The organism is Photobacterium alginatilyticum, from assembly GCF_009910675.1.
GTDB lineage: Bacteria > Pseudomonadota > Gammaproteobacteria > Enterobacterales > Vibrionaceae > Photobacterium > Photobacterium alginatilyticum.
The window spans coordinates 135,372-153,692 of sequence record NZ_RSEJ01000003.1 but is presented as its reverse complement, the minus strand read 5'-3'; the positions used below and the strand labels follow the sequence as shown (position 1 = coordinate 153,692).

Sequence of the window (18,321 nt, the reverse complement as noted above, 5' to 3'; positions counted from 1 at the left end):
GACCAATGGCAATGCCTGTGGTCGCTTTGGGCTACAAAGATTTGAAACGCCTAACGGGGCGAATTTGTTGTGTCACGAACAGCTTCCGTTTAATCCGTTAGGGGCGCATCCATCCCTCTGATAGGTAAAGCATGCGAAGATAGCTTGGAACCCCATCCTTCTTCACATCCTGAAATTGCTGATTAAGTTCGTCACGAACAAAGTGCGGATCCTTGCCGGTGTTCATACCGTCAATCACTCGGCCTAACACACCGTCTTGATCGTTCATCAATGACAGCAAGGCCTTGTCTGATTTCCGGCCGGTCTTCGAACCAAATTCCAGCTCTTCCGACGGCTCTGAGCCCAGCATGGTTTTCAATACCATCCGGTTCAGCTCCAGCTCCTTGTCTTCATCGCTAGGCTCAAAACCAAAGTCGTCTTTGCTCATGTGGGTATTTTCTGCCGGACCGAGATACCGAAGCAGAGCCCGAACGGTACTGGTATCGGTCAGCTCGAACGATTTCTCCTTGCCGTTATGGGTTGCTTCCAAACGAGGCAAAATACCGATCTCCATCCGCTTGGCACTGTCTTCATTGGCCGCAGCTTCCGGTATCACATGGTTCGCCGCCGCTTTAATTCCTGTCAGCCCAAGCGAATAGGCTTGTTTGGCGGCAAAATTGCCGACCGTATTAGTGACTGCAGAATCAACGGCACCATTAACGATAGGCTTAATGCCCACCTTACCGACAGGACCAAGATTAAACGCCCCCAGCGGCATAAAGATAAAATCGACCGCTGTCGAGAACATCGCTTTGCGCGCCTGCTTTTCATGGCCTTCATAGAGAACATCGGTCAGGTTGTGGGCAAAGGTATTGCGGGTCTCTGGCTTTTCGGCCAGCTTGCCGATCCGTCCGGCAAACAGTTCTTTGTCACACTCTTTGGAGGCAGTTACACACTTATCGACAATACCGACAAAATTACCAATCACCGGCACATACTTGGCTGCCTTCTTAACCGGCCCGCTGATATCTCCTTTTTTGGTGTCGTTCCAGACATCAGTCGCTGGCTTGCCGACATGCTCCTTGGCTAACTGCTTCACTTTTCCGTCAAAACAGCCCGGCTTGTAATCCTCCAGCAACGCAATCATCCGCGGATCCCGGCCCGCCGTCTTAAAGCATTCGGAAAGACATTTATACGCGTCCGGATCTATCTTCAGCTGTTGCAACACCTGCTTCACTTCCTGGACATTGCGGCGGGTAATGGGATCGCCTTTACGCAGGTTGTATTCCAGCGGGCTGAACGCATCCAGACCATCTTTAGAGTGCTCCCGTTGCAGCGCCGCCTTAAACTCGCGGCCAGTGGTGATATTCTCTTGCTTTAGCGCTTCGGCCTTACTGCTTGATACCAGACTGGTGATGCTGTCGATTTTTGAATCGGCCTTAACCACAGTGCCGTCTTTGGCCAGCAATCGGGTATCTGAGTTCTTGGCATACTGCATAAAATCTTGCAGCGGGACATTTGACGAGGTATTTCCAACTTGTGCAGGGCTCATCGTCGTCTCCTACACCATCATGGTTGTGACATCAGGTTGCGGAGTTTGGCTTTCTACCGATTTAAACCCGTCGGCCATCACCTTCCGCCAATGTTCGACCACTTCAACCGCCGCTTCGATCATTGCTGCAAACCCTTCATACTGAACAACTTCCATTGAATCCTGACGGCTGGCTATCAGCATGTCGGTTTCTGGCGACAGTGAGATCGTAAAACCTTTGGTGCCCAGCCAGAAATAGTTGGCCGCAAGGATTTGCTTAAGCTGACTCACCGTGATGTCCTCAGGCAAGATGCCAACCTGAGTAAACAGAACCAAATAGCCTTTGTGCTCCTGCAAATGCAGACGAACACTATCTTGGTTGATTGCGAGGGTAACGATGCCCTCGTCGTTAGGCTCAATCAGGTCGATACCGTAGTCCTGACAAAAATCTGCCATCAACTGTTTTAATTCCATCTAACACCTCCCGTAAAATAAGGCGCTAGAGTAATTAATCAGTCTCATCAAATAAGGATAAAAACAGGAAAGATTGCTGAATTCTTGATGTGTTTTCGACAAGCAGTGAAACCAAGCGTACTTAAGGTACTGGTTTATTTCACAACTTATTGACTACTTGGTTATTTGAGAGTTTTTTGAGCTTCAGAGTTTATACCCAAGCTACCTCAAGGTGCAGTATTCAGAGTGAGGCCAGCGATTTAAAGAAGCCTAGGGATATATAAAAAACCTCAGCACAACGGCTGAGGCTTTTCTTCGGACGGCTTGGTTAATTAGAAGGTAAACTTCTTAAGTACCGTTTCAATAATGTTGTCAGCAATATATTTATGAGTTGCCGTTGTCGGGTGAGTCACTCCCCAGAATACATAGGAATCAGAACCATAATAGGCACATTCGTTTGTCAGACTATGGCTGTACAGGTAATCCAGCGCCGAGCTACGGTTGATATCCAAACAAGGCTCAGAGGCATTCTGGAAGCCGTGCTCCTGTGGGTTGCTCGTCATTTGCTCAAATAGCGAATAGGCATCGTACAATTGCACGTTAATGCCTTTGCCCTGATAGTACTGAGCTTGTTCCGCAATATATTGGTTAAATTCGACGATCTTCTGGCGAACCTTCAGTGCTTCTTCCTGAGTCGAATACTTAAACTGAGGCGCTTTGGTTGCATCCGGCAGAGTAAATAACAGGATGTTTTTCGCACCGGCATCGGTGAGGCGGATCAACGCAGCGCTAAAGTCAGATTTAACCTCCGGCACTTCACGGTCATAGTTCATGAAGTCGTTCAGGCCGAATTCCAGGGTGAACAGCGTATTTTCCGGGCGATAGTTTTTGGCCATCTTCATATAGGTCAGATAAGACGTAACCTGATCATAAACTCCCGTCAGGGCTACGTACTGGTTGGTACCTGCCGCACCACCTACAGCCCAGTTATACAGCGGGATGTCCTTGTTTTGTGCTATGTATTCCGTCCAGACAAAACCGTTCGTGAAATGGCCAAGGAACCAAGAGTTGCTGTTAGGGAAAATCCACTGAGAGCCGTTAAACATATTGCCCGTGTCTGACAGGCTGTCACCAAACACGACCATTTTATTGATCGCAGTTGGTTGGAACACATTATCGTTAGTCCAGATAGAGTGGTTATATGAGAAGCGGTTATCGGACGCGAAATACGTAATATCAGCCGTATCGTGAGTAACACCTAAGGTCTTATCACAACGCTGTTTGATGTTGTCCTGAGACTCGTCGGTATAGAACATGTTCTTGAACGAGACGGAAGAATACCAGTAACCGGAAACGGTGTAGTAGCTGCCATCGTCATTGAGCGCCCATTCCCAATCCGTCGCCGGATCATCGTGGCTAGCCGCCGGGCGGTACCAACATCGAACATAGGTGTAAGTTTCCGAAGCCTGGACGCTGCTGACTTGAGCCGCTGTAATGGCCTCAGGGGTTATCGTTGCATCAGCAGACGCCTGTGATGCAAACGGCAGTAGCATAGAGAGTAGTAAGATGTGTTTATTCATTATTATCTACTTATAGTTTGTTGTGATGGAGTTTCCCCGCCAAGAAAGGTCAGGGAGATAAATTGCAATGAAATGCAAATCTATTTAGCCAATTGTGCTTTTACTCTAAATTAGAGCACTGCAACAGGTATCACTCACGTGAAATATTCTATTTTCTGAATGATACTCACAACAAATATCAATCCGGCATATGAAGCTCAGCCGAACAGTAGATTTTGCCAGAGGAATAAATTATCAATCTTCGGCAACGAACACGTACATGGCTTGCCCATATCAAAGAGCCGCATTCGCGGCTCTGATGAACGACTCTACAAACTCTTTCTGTCTGTTTAATTACTCAAATCTAACAAGGATGGCTGATTGAACAGTCCCTGCAGAGTATTAATGAATTGGCCAACATGTAGGCCATCCACCAACCCGTGATGCACCTCTATCGAAAAGGGCATTCTCCAGTGCTCGCCCTCTTGTGTTAACTTCCCTAAGGCTGTTTTGGGAATACTGTCCGGATGTTTCGTATCCCTTGCGTGCGTCATGCTGGTGAAATCGACCCAAGGCAGTACAGTCATATGAATAGTATCTTGACGCATTTCTTTGCCAATAAACTGTTCCAGAATAAAAGATGAATCCTTGATTCTTTTTTCTACCTCAGTCGCGCTCTGGGTAAATTTTTTAAAAATAGGCTTATGAGGTAAATCGCAAAATCTTACTGTCTCGTCATTAGCCAGCAAAGCAACGCTGACACACATTGGTGAATAGATGCGCACTTCATCCCCAACAATGCGATATGCCATCGGCTCACACTGGTTAAGCGCTTGCTGAGTTAGATAAAGATAAGCATGGGAAAAACGATGACCATACTGCTTACAATACTTGTATAACTCAGTCACATCGAGGTTTGTGCAGATGTTATACCAGGGGTGAGTAAATCCTTGATAAAACTTGAAATGCTCTGCACGTGACCACTGGCTTTTATCCTGTACTTTATATGCCATTGAATTTCACTTTAAACCTATACCTTTGATGATTGTGGCGATGATATTGCTTTATTGAAACAATGGGAATTAGAAATACATACACTTGAAATATATAAGTCCCCGTCTCGAAGCCATCTCATATGGCACCAGTAAAGCCGAAATAAGAATCAACACCAACTACAAGCCTCCCTCCCTTCTTTTGAGCAGCAGAAATCACGCTTTAAGTGCAGATCTTAAATCATATATATGGCACTAACTTAATCCAGATTAAGGATTGTCATCTATATAGTCGGTAATGTTTGCCGCTGCCGATTGCACATAGCAAAAGTAGATAAAAGAACAGCCATACATAAGTAAGACTGTTCTTTATAAGGCTGATGAATAATACAAAACGATTTTAAGAGGATTGGACTTGAGTACTCTGTTTGCAGAAACCCGTATTGGCAACATGACATTAAAAAACCGCTTCATTCGAAGCGCGACGTGGGAAAATATGGCAACTGAAGAAGGCCATATGACGGATAAGCTATACGCCATCTACGAAGAACTCGCAAAAGGAGATGTCGGTCTGATTGTTACGGGCTACGCCAATATTGTAGAGGAAGAGAAGCCAAATGCCGGCATGATGGGAATGTACAATGATTCCTTTATCGGTGAATACCAAAAGCTTACTGAGTTGGTACACAACAACGACTCTAAAATAGTCATGCAGCTTGCCTACGGCGGTACAAAAACCACTTACAATGTCGGCGAAAGAGTGATCTATGCGCCAAGTGAAGTGTGTGAAAGAGGCACAAAAACACCAGGCAAAGCGATGACCCAGGATGAAATAGATTACATCGTCCAGGCCTTTGCTCAAGCAAGCCGAAGAGCGCAAGAGTCAGGCTTTGATGGTATCGAAATTCATGCAGCACATACCTATTTAATCAATCAGTTCCTAAGTCCTTATTACAACCAAAGAGAAGATCAGTATGGCGGCAGCCTAGACAATCGAATGAGATTTCTCCTGGAGATTTATGCCGAAATACGAAAACTGGTCGGTGATGAATATCCAATCTTAGTTAAATTGACGGCATCTGAGTTTTTTGAGGGTGGCTTGACCTTCGATGAAACACGTATTGTCTGTAAAAAATTAGAAGCAATTGGCGTCGATGCAATCATCATCTCGGGCAATATCCATGGTAAGGCAAATACCATGATTGGCGAATGTTATGACGGCTATACCATTCAGCAAGAAGGCTACTTCCATGAATATGGGCATGTTATCAGTCAAGAGATCAATGTTCCCGTTATTACCGTCGGCGGATTAACGGACATTGATGCGATAGAGGAAATTGCGGATAAAACCAACATCCAATACTTTGCTCTCTCAAGACCTTTATTGTCTGAACCGCATTTAATTAGGCGCTGGAAAGAAGGCGACAGAGCACCAGTAGAGTGTGAAAGGTGCTCCAAATGCCGCACAAAACGTGGCAATATCTGTGTCGTAAACAAAGAAAGAAAATCTCAACTAGCTAGCTTATAAGTCAGTAGCAATAAACCTCAATTCAATACCAAGTCAGCAAACCTTTGCTGACTTGTTCCATCTAAAAGCCATTGCTCACTTACACCTGCTTCATAGTAAAATTACATGATCTATTGTGCGAGTTTTCAATGAGAAAGTAGCAAGTTTTTTGCTTTGCAGGTCTTTGTATTGTCCGTAACTTGTCTTATACTACGCTGTAAATTCATTTGTATAACAAATGGAAGGAAAATCACGATTATTCATCAAAGTTAATTGGACTGTAATACCAATCAACGTAAGTACTTGATCATTATACTGGCTAAAATCGTTTATAACTGCGTTATGATTTTACAATTAAAGTAACTCGTTAGCTGTAGTTCGAGCCTTGTTCTAAGTGATTTTTTCCGTGCAAATAGCTGAACAAAGACTTACCTGATTGATATAGAAATGCTGCTTAGGTACTAGTGATAGGATTAAATTACAACAATGTCAATAAAGAGAACGCTACACTGCATGGTGATCATTTTAATGTTTGCTATGATCGCCATGATTTCAAGTTCACATTATTTTATCGGAAAAATTCAAGCTGTAATAAATGCCTCTCAACTCGTTTACAGGGTCGAAGCAGATATGCTGGCAATGCGTAAGGACGAAAAAGATTTTTTAGCCCGCAGAGATATGGAATACAAAGATAATTTCGATTCAAATTTCAACCAATTACAAGCCGATTTGCAAGCACTAAATCTCACATTAGCCAACGCCGATATTTCGTTTGATAGTTTCCCAAAACTAAAATCCATTACTAGCGAATACAACAGAATTTTTAATGAAGTTGTATTAATTCAACAGAAAATTGGTCTAAGCAAAAACAACGGTATTTTCAATTCACTGCGAAATGCGGCCCATACGTTAGAATCGCAAATAAACCTCATTGATGACGCTCAATTACGTGTTCAACTACTTCTTCTTCGTCGCCAGGAAAAGGACTTTATGCTGCAGCGCCAGAATAAATATGCTGACGCCTTTACTGAACGTTTAAAACACATGCAGCACCAACTTTTATTACCTGAATATACTGCAGTAAGAACTAACCTGACCCCTGCGCTGGCGCAATACCAAGAGTCGTTTAACCTTTTTGTATCCCTATCACGCCAAAAAGGCTTAACTGAAAATCAAGGGTTAATTGGCGAACTAAGAAGCTCGATTAAAAGGACTGAATCTCTTCTGGCTGAGGAAGCGAACCAACTAAAAACCCAGATAAGCCTGGCTCAAGATGAAGCGAAATCTTACCTTCTCATGCTTGGTATTGGCATTACGATCATCATCTCTTCCTTAGTGATTTACTTCGCGAGTCGGATTTCAGGCCGCTTATCCCAAGTCACCAAGATCATGAACGAAATTTCGCATGGAGACGGTGATCTTTGCGTGAGACTAGATACCAAAGGTAATGATGAAATTGCTGAGTTGGGTTTGGCGTTTAACACTTTCGTAGGGAAGATCCATAGCACAGTCAATGTTGTTGCAAGCTCAGTTCTGCAATTGGCCTCAACCACAGAGGAAATGTCGGTTGTTATGGAGCAGGCGAAAACAGGCGCATTCAAACAGCAGCGAGATATTAGCCAAATTGCTGTTGTCATGGAGGAAATGAATGCTGCCGTGCAAGAAGTGAAACAAAGCACAATCCAAGCCGATAACGCAGCAGAGCACGCCCATCAGGAAGCCGAGCAAGGGTGCGAAATGGCAGAGCAAAGTATCCAGGGAGTCACTCTATTAGCCAATGAAGTAGAAAGTGCTACTGATGTAATTAAGACATTGATTATACATAGCCAAAATATCGGCGAAGTACTTAGCGTTATCCAAGGCATCGCAGATCAAACCAACCTGCTAGCGCTGAATGCTGCTATTGAGGCCGCTCGTGCCGGAGAATCTGGCAGAGGGTTTGCCGTTGTTGCTGACGAGGTTCGCTCCTTGGCATTTAGAACGCAGGAAGCTACGAAAGAAATCCTGACTATTACCGCCGGGCTTCAAACAGACGCTGAAGCCGCCACCAAGGTGATGGAAAACAGCGAAGGTCTCGCTACAAGTGCAGTATCGCAGACGAAGATGGCTAACCACTCGCTGCATGACATTACTAAAACGGTTGAATGTGTCAGTGAAATGAACCGTCACGTTGCCGTTGCAATTGAGCAACAGAGTCATACCAGTGATGAGATTAACCTCCATATGGAAGACATCAACAATGTGTGTGAAGAGTCGGCAGCAGGTATGGAACAGTTAGCCATCGCCAACAAAGAATTGGCCACTATGACTCAAGAGTTGAAGGCCTTAATAGGACAATTCAAGCTTTGATAAAGCGGCTAAGTTACATGATGCTCGGTGTTAGACAAGCCGAGCGTCATACTCGAGATCGGAACTAATACAGTGCAAAAGCCCATATTCCACGTGTGATCATTCAGCTCTTTATTGGAGTTATTGCGGGTCCGTCCGTTCTTAATTTTCGATTACTCAGTAGCCTCGTGGATCGCCTCTTTTGTACTCTGAGCCACTTCATTTGTTGTCCGCTTCGTTTCAGTCCAAATCGAAGATGAGTCCTTTTTAACGCCTTCCCATGTCTCAGCGCATCCACTAAGGAGTAGAACAATGGATAAGGCTGCAAGTGTATATTTCATTAAGTTCACCTCAAATAATCGATTTAGTTGTATATGATAAATAAAGAGACAATGCTAATCCAGCACAAGCATTTACATTATCTCAACCAACGATTTAAATTGAGCCAACATTATGAAACATATTGATTAATATAAATCAGCCTCACCCTTCGCTTTAAATATTCTCGGCCAATTATTGCTTCGGCATAGAAGCTAAGATCTCGCCGAAAGCTTTAAGTGCTATTGCATTGTCTTCGGTGCTGACCACCAGCTTTTGACCATTGATGCTGCTGTCCATAATCACCTCGCAATAGGTCTGTACCACCTTTTTGAGATCAACGGTACCGGTCGTATCTGCGCCTGGTATTAGCTCCATTGACTGCTTAATCATGCCCGGACTCACACTATTAATGCGCTTGCCATCGGTTAGCTCCAATGCCGCACCTTGTACAAAAGTATCAATAGCAGCATTTACCATCCCTGCCGCAGTCATACCAAGAACTGGAACGGAACTTGTTTCACCGCTAGTCAGGGTAATGCTACCGCCGGGTGCTAAGTAATCTACCGCCAGTTTAGCCAGCTTTACCTGACCCATGAGCTTAGACTGGAATCCAATGTTGTATTCGTCTGACGTCATGCTCTCGTCGCCAAACACCTTACCAAGGGCTGCTGTACCCGCAAAGTTAACAATAGCGTCAACTGTACCCTGCTCTTTAAGTACTGCTTCTATGCTGTCGATGTTCTCAAAATCTGCAATGTAATCCAGTTTCACCGCACTATCAGGCTTAGTCCCACGTCCCACGGCAATAACCTGAATATCATTGTCTTTATTTCCTTGCTTCAGCGACTCAACTAATGCTGAACCGATAGTACCCGTTGCACCAATCACTAGAACTTTCATGTCATTACACCTTTTGCGTATTACCACGTTAATGGTCATTTTCATTATCTAAACGAGACAATCCCAATACCCTGAACTTGACGCTCAACCAATGGAATACAGATACAATACAGAGGAGGTTTTAGGCGAAACAGATAATATGAAACAAATCAATTTTGTCTTTATGACAAAAACAAGATAGATTTAGGTCGATAATGCTTAGTTATTAGTAGGATTATGGACAAAATACGTGCATTACGCTATTTCAAAAGGGTTGCTGAGCTTAACAGCTTTACTCTGGCAGCCCAGGAGTTTGACGTACCGCCATCATCGATTTCACGAAGGATTAAAGATCTGGAAAGTGAACTAGGTGTTGAACTCATCAAACGTACAACGCGCAATGTCAGTACCACTGAACTCGGTAGCGTGTATTACCGCTCTATTGTTGAAGCCCTGCAAAAAATCGATGATGCTGACGAACTCGTCTCACAGCGACTCGGTGAAATGAGTGGAAAGCTCCGCATCAGCTCAACGGCCAGCTATGGTGAGAAGGTGTTGTTTCCTGTTTTACAAAAATTTCGTCAAAAATATCCTTCAATCATTCTGGATCTCGATTATTCTGACGAACGCGTTGTTTTCAGCAAGGATGCCGTAGATATCGCCATACGGGCTGGCCATGTACCGGAAGAACGCGTTATTGCCAAGCACTTATCCAGTGCAAGATTCATACTGGTCGCGACGCCTCAGCTATTACATTCCTTACAAAAGCGCTTTCATCGTAAGACTCTTACTGTGGCCGATATTGAATCTAGCCCCAGTTTACAATATCGCGGAAATCAGGGAGTGTTCTCATGGTGGACTTTCAATGGGGATGCATGGGAAAAGATCGCCATTAACCCGATCTTACTTTGTAACAATGGCGAGTCATTACTCGCTGCAGCCCTGGCGCATGAAGGGCTGCTACTCTACCCGCACTGGTGGGTTAGCGATTACCTCGCCTCAGGGGAGTTGGTTGAAGTACCGGTTAACTCCCCTGTTTCCAGCAGGCAGCATACTAATCTGGATATATTTGTTTTGTATCAACAAGCCAAATACCAGATCCCCAAAATCAAGCACTGTGTTGACTTCATTTTGCAGCACCTTAAATAGGAAGCTAGTGACTTTCTGTCATGCCCTGCTTAAGCAGAAAGTCATCAACAACACCAGTCCATAGATACCAGTACGACTCAAATACACTGTGACCGCTGACTTTCTTCCCTAACTGATAAAATTTGAATGTGAGATCGCCTCCAGAGGCTTTATAAGTTTCGGCAAACTCTTCAATACTCTCATCGGCATAGAAAGGGTCATTATGCCCGTAAATGAACAGGCTCGGCACTTGCATTTTTTGCCCGGCATTTTTGAACATAGACAAGTTGGCTGACTCACTTTTAACTTGGCAACTATCCGACACCCAACCACCCGAAAAATTAAGTACGCCAACCGCGGATTTAGGATGTTCAGAAGCATAGACAAGTGAAAGCATTCCTCCTCTGGAATGACCGGAAAGGACAATTTTCTCTTTGTTAACCCACGACTGAGACTCTAGATAGCTATATGTGGCATCAAGTGATTCCAGTGCATACTCAATACCCTCGGTGATCCCCTTTGGGTTACAGGTATATTGCTCATCATAGCTTCCGCCAGAAGCCCCTCGTCCTCTTCTCATCGGAATAAGCAATGCGATATCTTTTTTAAGTAAATAGCTACCAAAGCCCCATGGGTTGATAGTCATGTCTTCGGGAATAACTCCATCACCTGTAGAACCATGGTTAAAGATCACTAGAGGAAAAGGGCCATCCCCCTCGGGTTTGTATAGCGTCGCTTCCAGAATGATATTCGAGTCCCAAAGAAGCCCCTCATCTACCATCGGGATCTGAACCGTCTCACCTTTATATTGGGCATTCGCCATCACCGGAAATATACAAAATACAATCAGAGCAATTACGCGTTTTATCATCAGAGCGTCCTAATTAGAGGCTTAATCATCAATAAATAATCAACTGTGTCAATGATTTAGCATAAAACATTCCCATTGCACAATGTGTGAGCAGACCACCTAAAACAAAAGGCCTGCCGAGGCAGACCTTTTTCTTTTTTATCAGGATGATAGCTGTGTGATAGAGCTCGATTAATTAACTTTCAACAGCCGACCTGTGAGGGCTGGGACTGTGATAGTCGTCTTCTGATCTCCCGTTACAATCACTTCATCCGTTAACAGATCGACTAGCTGGCTGGTCGCTTTCACCTTGCTCATATCCAGCTCGAAATTCTGCTCATCGGTAGAGGTATTCAGTACGTACACAACCTGCTCATCACCGTACTGCTTCAGATCCGCATACACAGTCTCTGAGCTCAACAGATTACGGCGCTTACCTTTATACAATGCAGGAGTAGCAGCACGTACCGCCATCGCCTTGCTAAGCCAAGCCTTCAAATCTGCCTGTTCGGCCGATAGTGTGACGCCTGTTACCCCTTCAACCTTGGCACTTGAACGTGCGACATGATCATCACACAGTCCTTGCGATGCGCAGTCATCAGAGACCTTGGCAGCAAAGCCGTCAACTTCATCACCAATCTCGTCACCGTAGTAGAAGGTGATTGGGCCAGACCAAGCCGCCATGAAGCTAAACGCCGCCTTATGACGCTGGAAGTACTCACCTTTATTGCCACGCTGGATCAAATCACCAAAGCGCACCAAATCGTGGTTGCCCAGCATCAGGTTAGGCATTGCATGGTATGGGTAGTTTTCGATCTTGTTCCAGAATGCATTGATCCCGGTTGCGTTACCGGAATCCCCTGATTCCTCCACAGCCAGAGCTTTAACCAAACCGTATCGTAGCGGGAAGTTAAACGCTGAAGATAGCGCCGGTTCTTTGTCGGTGCCGTAGGTCGTCGCTGCAATTTCCCCTGCACTTTTCCATACTTCGCCGACCATGTAACCCAAGGTACCCCAAGTCTTGCCTGCAGCCTTGTTATCAGCAGAAGCAGCTTCAACCGCGGTACGAATCTCACGCCACTCAGCTAACGGCAACTGGTAGGACTGATCCAAGCGCCAACCATCGATGTCGTACTCGGTGATCCAGTGCGTTGCCACCTCTTTAAAGAACGCCAGACTATCGCTGTCAGGGTAAACTACCAGCTGGCCCGGATAGCTCGACCCACCCGATTTCAACGTCGGCAGTTTGCCTGTTGGCGATGGTTTCACCGTTACCTTATTGGTGTGGCCAAAAACGCCGTCGAGGAAGACATACAGACCTTTTTCATGGGCCTTGTTAATCAAGGTTTTCAACTGTTCATTAGTTCCGAAACTCGGATCGACATTGAAGAAATCACAAGCGAAGTAACCTGTTGCATCCAGCTTGTTATCCCCTGCCGAACCTGCACAGGAGTCAAACACAGGAGTCAGCCACAGCGCATTCACATTAAGGCTCTTGATATAATCAAGGCTATTAATGATCCCCTGCAGGTCACCACGGTGGTGGGACGGACCATACCCTTCGTTATAATCGGCGCTGCTATCGCCATCGACGAATGACTCAACCATCACCTGATACATCCGCAGCTCGCAGGCTTTATTGTCGCCGCCATAACAGGCAAAGTCAGTACCGGTACCTTTCACCACCACGGAAGGCTGATCTTTATTGCTGGCATCAAGCTCAAAGCGCCACACGCCCTGCTCAGTTACCGTAATACGAATGTTATCGCCATTCTTTTCAAAGCTGACCGAACCGTCACCGGATTTAACCTGATCAAAGCCTAAGTTCACCGTACTCCAGTCTCCCGAGGCGATCTTAAACTCATACACTCCCGGCTCAAAATAGCTTTCAAACAAGTATTTTCCGTCGCCGATATATTGCATCTCGGCATCTTGCTCCCAGCTATTGAAAGAACCGCGAACAAAGATCTTTTCACTGCCATAAGGGGCTTTCACCACAGGTTTGGTTTCGCCGCCAAGCCCTTCACCTTGATCTCCGCCTTGTGGTTTAACAAACACTGACGCAGTCAATCCCGGTACCTCGAAAGTGCCATTTGTAAAGATCGACTGTTTGATCTTGCTATCGGCAGAACTTGCCATCACTGGATGAAGCTCAAATCCAGTTGTGCCGTTAAGCGTTACCGACTGGGTCTTGATGTTGGCATTAATCACCACAACCAACGCCTGATAATTGACATCAAGATCAGCACCAGCATTAACACCGTCGTCCACACTCATCACGATCATTCCCGGCGCGGATGATGCTCCGGTGTTGTGGAAACGAACACGTTTCAGTACTTCGTCTTCAGTGTTCAGTTTAAGCAATGGCGTCGTCGAGCGGATCTTCAGCAGCTCCTTGAAGCGAGCATCAGTCCATTCGATATCTTGCGGGCGAGCCTGAGTGTTCGGGTTGGCAATAACTTGCTTGATCGCCTCCCAGTTGGCTTGATCTTTGTCTGCCCGTGGCAGACCCACATTCCAGTTATTGGTTTGCTTGCTAAAATCAACTTTGTTGTACCAGTCACCGGAGTCGTAGCTATCACGCGCCATGGACTTGGAGCGAAGCAACTCCGAGCCCATATGCAGGAACGGGATCCCCTGCCCCAGCATAACCGGTGCCAGACCTACAATCTGCATCCGCGCACGATCCTCAACCGTTACACTCGGATCTGCCTTGTACTGGTTAAAATCCCATAAGGTCTGGTTATCGTGCTTAGATACGTAGTTAATGGATTCCTGTGGATCCAAAGTATACGCAGCACCCTGATCGCCATAGTTAAAATCACGGCCATTTACGGTGATACCCGTCGAGGTTTCAAGAGGATAAGCCTGAAGGTTACCCGTCATGCCGTAGCGGATCAGATCCATTTTTGACTTCAGGTTGGCATCGAAACGATCACCGGCATTGGCAAAGCCCGGCGTTTGTAGCAAGGCAAGACCGCTGTCGAACGGACCACCACCTCGTACACCGTCTCGCAGGCGATCGTTATAGGTACCAATCCCTGTCCCGGCCATTGGCCACTGGGTGGCATTCTCGCCACGTGCACCGTTGACGACTTCGCCGAAGTTCCAACCTTCACCATAGAACCAGTTATCCGGATCAACCGTTTTCACCTGATCATAGACTTTCACCATACTCGACTTCATCAAGTGGCCCATCAAATCGAAGCGGAAACCATCAATCTTATAGTCCTGCGCCCACATCATGATGCTGTCGCCAACCAGCTTCTCAAACATCCGGTTCTCTGACGCTGTATTGTCACAACAGGTTGAGTTCTCGACAGCCCCCGTTACCGGATTCAGGCGGTGGTAATACCCAGGAACAGTCTTATCCAGTACCGATTTATCATAAAGACCCGATGAGAAGGTGTGGTTATAGACGACATCCTGTACAACTCTGAAGCCTAGCTCATGCAGTTTGAGGATCATGCTACGGTATTCTTTGATCCGGCTGACGCCGTCACTTTCTACCGCATAGCTACCTTCTGGCGCATTGTAGTGGAATGGATCATAGCCCCAGTTGAAGCCGTCCAGCGGTCGGATATCTGCCAGCAGAGCCTGCGCACCGCCGGTAGTCGGGTCGATTTTCTCCAAAAGCTCAAGAATCGTTGATGAACGCGAAGTACCGTCACTGCACAGATTGGCTTTAGGATTCACTGTGCAGAGCTTCTCGACGGTATCGTTGAGATCGACACGCTTGGCAGTATCTTCCTGAATTGATGCCAAATCATAACTTGGCAGCAAGTGGATTGTTGTCAGGCCTGCTTCCTTAAGGCTCTTAAGATGGCTGACACTGTCACGCTCCTCTTCGGTGAACGCCAGATACTTACCGTCATATTCAGGACTTCCCTTGCTATCACTGGCACTGAAGTCACGAATATGCAGTTCATAGATGATGTTCTCTTCCGGAGTTGCCAGAGTCGGGATCATTTGAGCGTCCCAGCCAGCAGGCTTAGCGGCCGGATCGGAAAGATCAACCAGCTGTGAATAGAGGCTCGAAGTGCTTAATGATAACGAATACGGATCCGTTGTCGTCATCCACTCAATATGGCCAGTTTTAGGGTGGTAGGCTTTAACCCGATAGCGATAGAAGACATTTTTCAGATCAGCACTGCCTTTATAGTGCCAGATCCCGGTAGCCGGATCCTCTGTCAAGGTAACAGGCGACTCTGCCAGTAACGACTTATCGGCACCGTATAAATACAACTCAACATCAGTTGCTGTTGGGGCCCATAGCGCAAAATTGGCCTCGCCAGCCTCTATCCATGATCCCAGTCGAGCCTCATCCGCATCCTGCTTGCCTGCGGTATAGAGCTGATCAACCACTCCCGGTATTTGAACCTTGGTTGCTGCAACAACTTTGTTGTTATCATCAATCGCGACAGCAATAAGCTGCTGCTTCAGCAATGCTTTGGCAGCATCGCTTTCGACATCAAGAGTGAACGCCGTCCGACCGGCAAGGTGCGGGAACTTCGAATTCTTAATCACCCCAGACTGGCTAAGCGCTGCTCGCGTAAAATCATCGGGCTTAGTGATATCACCGTTACCCTTGTCTGTAGACCACAGCTCGTAACGGCTCGCGTCGCTATTTTCGAACCAGGCGAATGTGGTGAGATCCAACCAATGCGCTGATGCCCCGGACAATTTCACCGGAACTTCGGTAACCGCTTCATAATAAAGCGTGCTGTTACCGTCAAAGGTGTAAATCTTATCGCCCTTGGAAAAATCGAGCTGCAGATCATTGCCGCCTAGCGCTTTGTCGTTACCCTTGTGGACAATGAAATTCATACAGCTAGAGTGGCCGGCCTTCAGCGGCAGCTTATACACCGCACCATATTCGTTGCTTATCTCGGTTGGCAAGAAAGGCGTTCCCCAAGACACACCTTCCAGCGCGCTATCGGCAATACTGTCACAAGTGTCGTTGTTCCAGATATGCAGGCCCCAGCCATCATAATTACCATCGGCGCGCTTGTAGTGGATCACCGCTTCCGTGTATTCAGGCGCAGGTTTGTCCGGCGTGCTGTCAGTCCCTTTAGGATCAGGGTCGATACTGTCAGGAATGCCGTCACCATCGTCATCACTTGAGGCAAAGTCACCTAGGCCATCACCATTGGTATCAAGACTCTCAAATCGGTCACGTGGGAATGCATCGCTCTTGTTGTCTGCACCATCATTATCGATATCAGCATCGTCCACGTCGGCGATCTTATCGCCATCAAGATCAGCAGGCTGATCCGCTTTATCTTTGCTGCTTGAGCCTAGACGCTCCTCATCAGCATTCGACCAACCATCACCGTCCAAGTCCAACGGTGTCGACTGCGGATTCTTGGGATCACTTCCAACCTCTAGCTCTTCGGTATCTTTGAACGTATCGTTGTCGTCATCAGGATCATCTGCATCGGCAATCTTATCGCCATCAAAGTCTGGCGGTGTTGAGCTTGAATCATAAGGATCCGATCCCAGGCGCAACTCAACACTGTCATTGAAGCCATCGTTGTCATCATCCAGATCGGCATGATCGCCAATTTTATCCTTATCAAAATCAGCACTTTCATTCGGATCGTTTGGGAAAAGATCTATATCGTCAGCAAAACCGTCATTATCACTGTCAGCAGCAACAGCTGGTTTTCCGTCTTTATCTTTAACTAACGTTTTATCTTTCAGGTTCGGTTCCTGATTATTCTTACGCTGGGCATCAATCTCTTGTCCAAGCGCTGTTGCTCCCTGAGAAAGCGCCGCTTTCTGCTCGGCAATAGTATTTGTTTCTATCTGCTCAGGTAACAGCTGGGCAATAGCACGTGCCGACTGGGCAAGCAGCGTATTATCAGATGCGATATAGTCTTGCTTTGGATCCAGTTCAGGCTGAGCCAGCTCTTTACGCACTGCAGCCAGAGCCTCTTCTTCCGAGGCACCCTCAGCCATTTTCAGGCCAATCATGGTCGTTACCGGGCTGATTTTCTGGTAACCCTTAGGAGCCATCATCACATAGTCACGAGTAACAGCAATGCCAGGGTTGTCCTCATCGATAGTCTGCCCTTTCAGCACCTTGGTCATTAGCGAATAGTGCGCCGGATCACCATTAAATTGGGTCAAATCCAGAGTCGCTTTACCTTCTGCACCAGTTGTCGCCTGTGGCTCGTTAGTATCTAGCTTGAAGTTACCATTCACATCCAGCCATACCTGGGCCTTTTGCAAATAGCCATCCATTGCCTGAACACTTAATTGTGTTACCGGCTGGGTTGACGGCTGAGGTGACACTGAACCTGTGTCATTGTCGCCACAACCCGCTATCACACCGAGCGATGCTAGGGCAACGGTCAGCTTGGTTAGGTTCGTTTTCATTGTTCTACCCATTGATTTATAAAAGGCACCGGTGAAAACACGCCCTAACGAGAACGAAAGGAAACTGCGCACTGTTCACCTTTACACATAAAAAAAGGGTATAAGAGTAAGGGGATACATTTCCTCACCCTATCAGGATACCGATAGGGGGATGAGGATAGAGGCGTAGAAACTAAAGAATTGACGAGAGTCACTCTTTGTAAGTCTATTTATTTAATTGATTTACAAGATAAACCAACAGTTCGCGATAGCTGTCACCTTTAGTTCGACAAAATGAGAGTGTTATGAAAATAAATAACATTTTAAGCAAATCAACAATAATGACAAATTTGTGCTGTTAATCAATAAAAGTACATTGGATAAACTGCAGAAAACTTGGACCTTATGGATAATAAACAATCTAAACCAAGTAA

10 protein-coding genes are annotated in these 18,321 nt (G+C 46.1%); 3 read left to right on the top strand and 7 right to left on the bottom strand.

Annotation, left to right across the window (positions count from 1 at the left end; all coding sequences use genetic code 11):
• Positions 1 to 97 precede the first annotated feature (97 nt).
• The 4 genes from EIZ48_RS04440 to EIZ48_RS04425 form a co-directional block, all read right to left on the bottom strand.
• A complete protein-coding gene (locus tag EIZ48_RS04440) occupies positions 98 to 1,531 on the bottom strand; it encodes a hypothetical protein (protein ID WP_160648885.1) in 1,434 nt (477 codons plus the stop codon).
• Between the two features lie 9 nt (positions 1,532 to 1,540).
• Complete coding sequence (locus tag EIZ48_RS04435) at positions 1,541 to 1,984, bottom strand: type III secretion system chaperone (protein ID WP_160648884.1); 444 nt, start codon at positions 1,982 to 1,984, stop codon at positions 1,541 to 1,543.
• A gap of 311 nt (positions 1,985 to 2,295) precedes the next feature.
• Complete coding sequence (locus EIZ48_RS04430; RefSeq protein WP_160648883.1) at positions 2,296 to 3,543, bottom strand: SGNH/GDSL hydrolase family protein; 1,248 nt, start codon at positions 3,541 to 3,543, stop codon at positions 2,296 to 2,298.
• A gap of 329 nt (positions 3,544 to 3,872) precedes the next feature.
• Complete coding sequence (locus EIZ48_RS04425; RefSeq protein ID WP_160648882.1) at positions 3,873 to 4,535, bottom strand: CatA-like O-acetyltransferase; 663 nt, start codon at positions 4,533 to 4,535, stop codon at positions 3,873 to 3,875.
• A 394-nt stretch (positions 4,536 to 4,929) separates the two neighbouring features.
• Between EIZ48_RS04425 and EIZ48_RS04420 the strand changes: the two genes are divergently transcribed.
• Entirely contained in the window at positions 4,930 to 6,042 is a 1,113-nt protein-coding gene (locus tag EIZ48_RS04420) for an NADH:flavin oxidoreductase (RefSeq protein WP_160648881.1), read from the top strand.
• 507 nt (positions 6,043 to 6,549) lie between these two features.
• Entirely contained in the window at positions 6,550 to 8,370 is a 1,821-nt protein-coding gene (locus EIZ48_RS04415; RefSeq protein ID WP_160648880.1) for a methyl-accepting chemotaxis protein, read from the top strand.
• Between the two features lie 492 nt (positions 8,371 to 8,862).
• Here EIZ48_RS04415 and EIZ48_RS04410 read toward each other — a convergent pair whose 3' ends face one another.
• Positions 8,863 to 9,570 (bottom strand): short chain dehydrogenase, encoded by a 708-nt coding sequence (locus EIZ48_RS04410; protein WP_160648879.1) that lies wholly within the window; start codon positions 9,568 to 9,570, stop codon positions 8,863 to 8,865.
• 216 nt (positions 9,571 to 9,786) lie between these two features.
• Here EIZ48_RS04410 and EIZ48_RS04405 point away from each other — a divergent pair, with 216 nt between their 5' ends.
• Positions 9,787 to 10,698, top strand: coding sequence for a LysR family transcriptional regulator (locus EIZ48_RS04405; RefSeq protein WP_160648878.1), 912 nt, complete (start codon positions 9,787 to 9,789; stop codon positions 10,696 to 10,698).
• A 4-nt stretch (positions 10,699 to 10,702) separates the two neighbouring features.
• On the opposite strand, the gene EIZ48_RS04400 is transcribed toward EIZ48_RS04405, so the two are convergent.
• Both EIZ48_RS04400 and pulA read right to left on the bottom strand, forming a co-directional pair.
• Positions 10,703 to 11,548, bottom strand: a complete 846-nt coding sequence (locus EIZ48_RS04400) for a dienelactone hydrolase family protein (protein ID WP_160648877.1) — start codon at positions 11,546 to 11,548, stop codon at positions 10,703 to 10,705.
• A 171-nt stretch (positions 11,549 to 11,719) separates the two neighbouring features.
• Positions 11,720 to 17,908 (bottom strand): pullulanase-type alpha-1,6-glucosidase, encoded by a 6,189-nt coding sequence (gene pulA / locus EIZ48_RS04395; protein ID WP_160648876.1) that lies wholly within the window; start codon positions 17,906 to 17,908, stop codon positions 11,720 to 11,722.
• Positions 17,909 to 18,321: the final 413 nt, after the last annotated feature.

Excerpts from the sequence above, each read along its gene's own strand:
- EIZ48_RS04405 (WP_160648878.1), top strand. The coding sequence starts at position 9,787 with ATGGACAAAATACGTGCATTACGCTATTTCAAAAGGGTTGCTGAGCTT.
- EIZ48_RS04425 (WP_160648882.1), bottom strand. The coding sequence starts at position 4,535 with ATGGCATATAAAGTACAGGATAAAAGCCAGTGGTCACGTGCAGAGCAT.
- EIZ48_RS04410 (WP_160648879.1), bottom strand. The coding sequence starts at position 9,570 with ATGAAAGTTCTAGTGATTGGTGCAACGGGTACTATCGGTTCAGCATTA.
- EIZ48_RS04415 (WP_160648880.1), top strand. The coding sequence starts at position 6,550 with ATGTTTGCTATGATCGCCATGATTTCAAGTTCACATTATTTTATCGGA.
- pulA (WP_160648876.1), bottom strand. The coding sequence starts at position 17,908 with ATGAAAACGAACCTAACCAAGCTGACCGTTGCCCTAGCATCGCTCGGT.
- EIZ48_RS04400 (WP_160648877.1), bottom strand. The coding sequence starts at position 11,548 with ATGATAAAACGCGTAATTGCTCTGATTGTATTTTGTATATTTCCGGTG.
- EIZ48_RS04430 (WP_160648883.1), bottom strand. The coding sequence starts at position 3,543 with ATGAATAAACACATCTTACTACTCTCTATGCTACTGCCGTTTGCATCA.
- EIZ48_RS04440 (WP_160648885.1), bottom strand. The coding sequence starts at position 1,531 with ATGAGCCCTGCACAAGTTGGAAATACCTCGTCAAATGTCCCGCTGCAA.
- EIZ48_RS04435 (WP_160648884.1), bottom strand. The coding sequence starts at position 1,984 with ATGGAATTAAAACAGTTGATGGCAGATTTTTGTCAGGACTACGGTATC.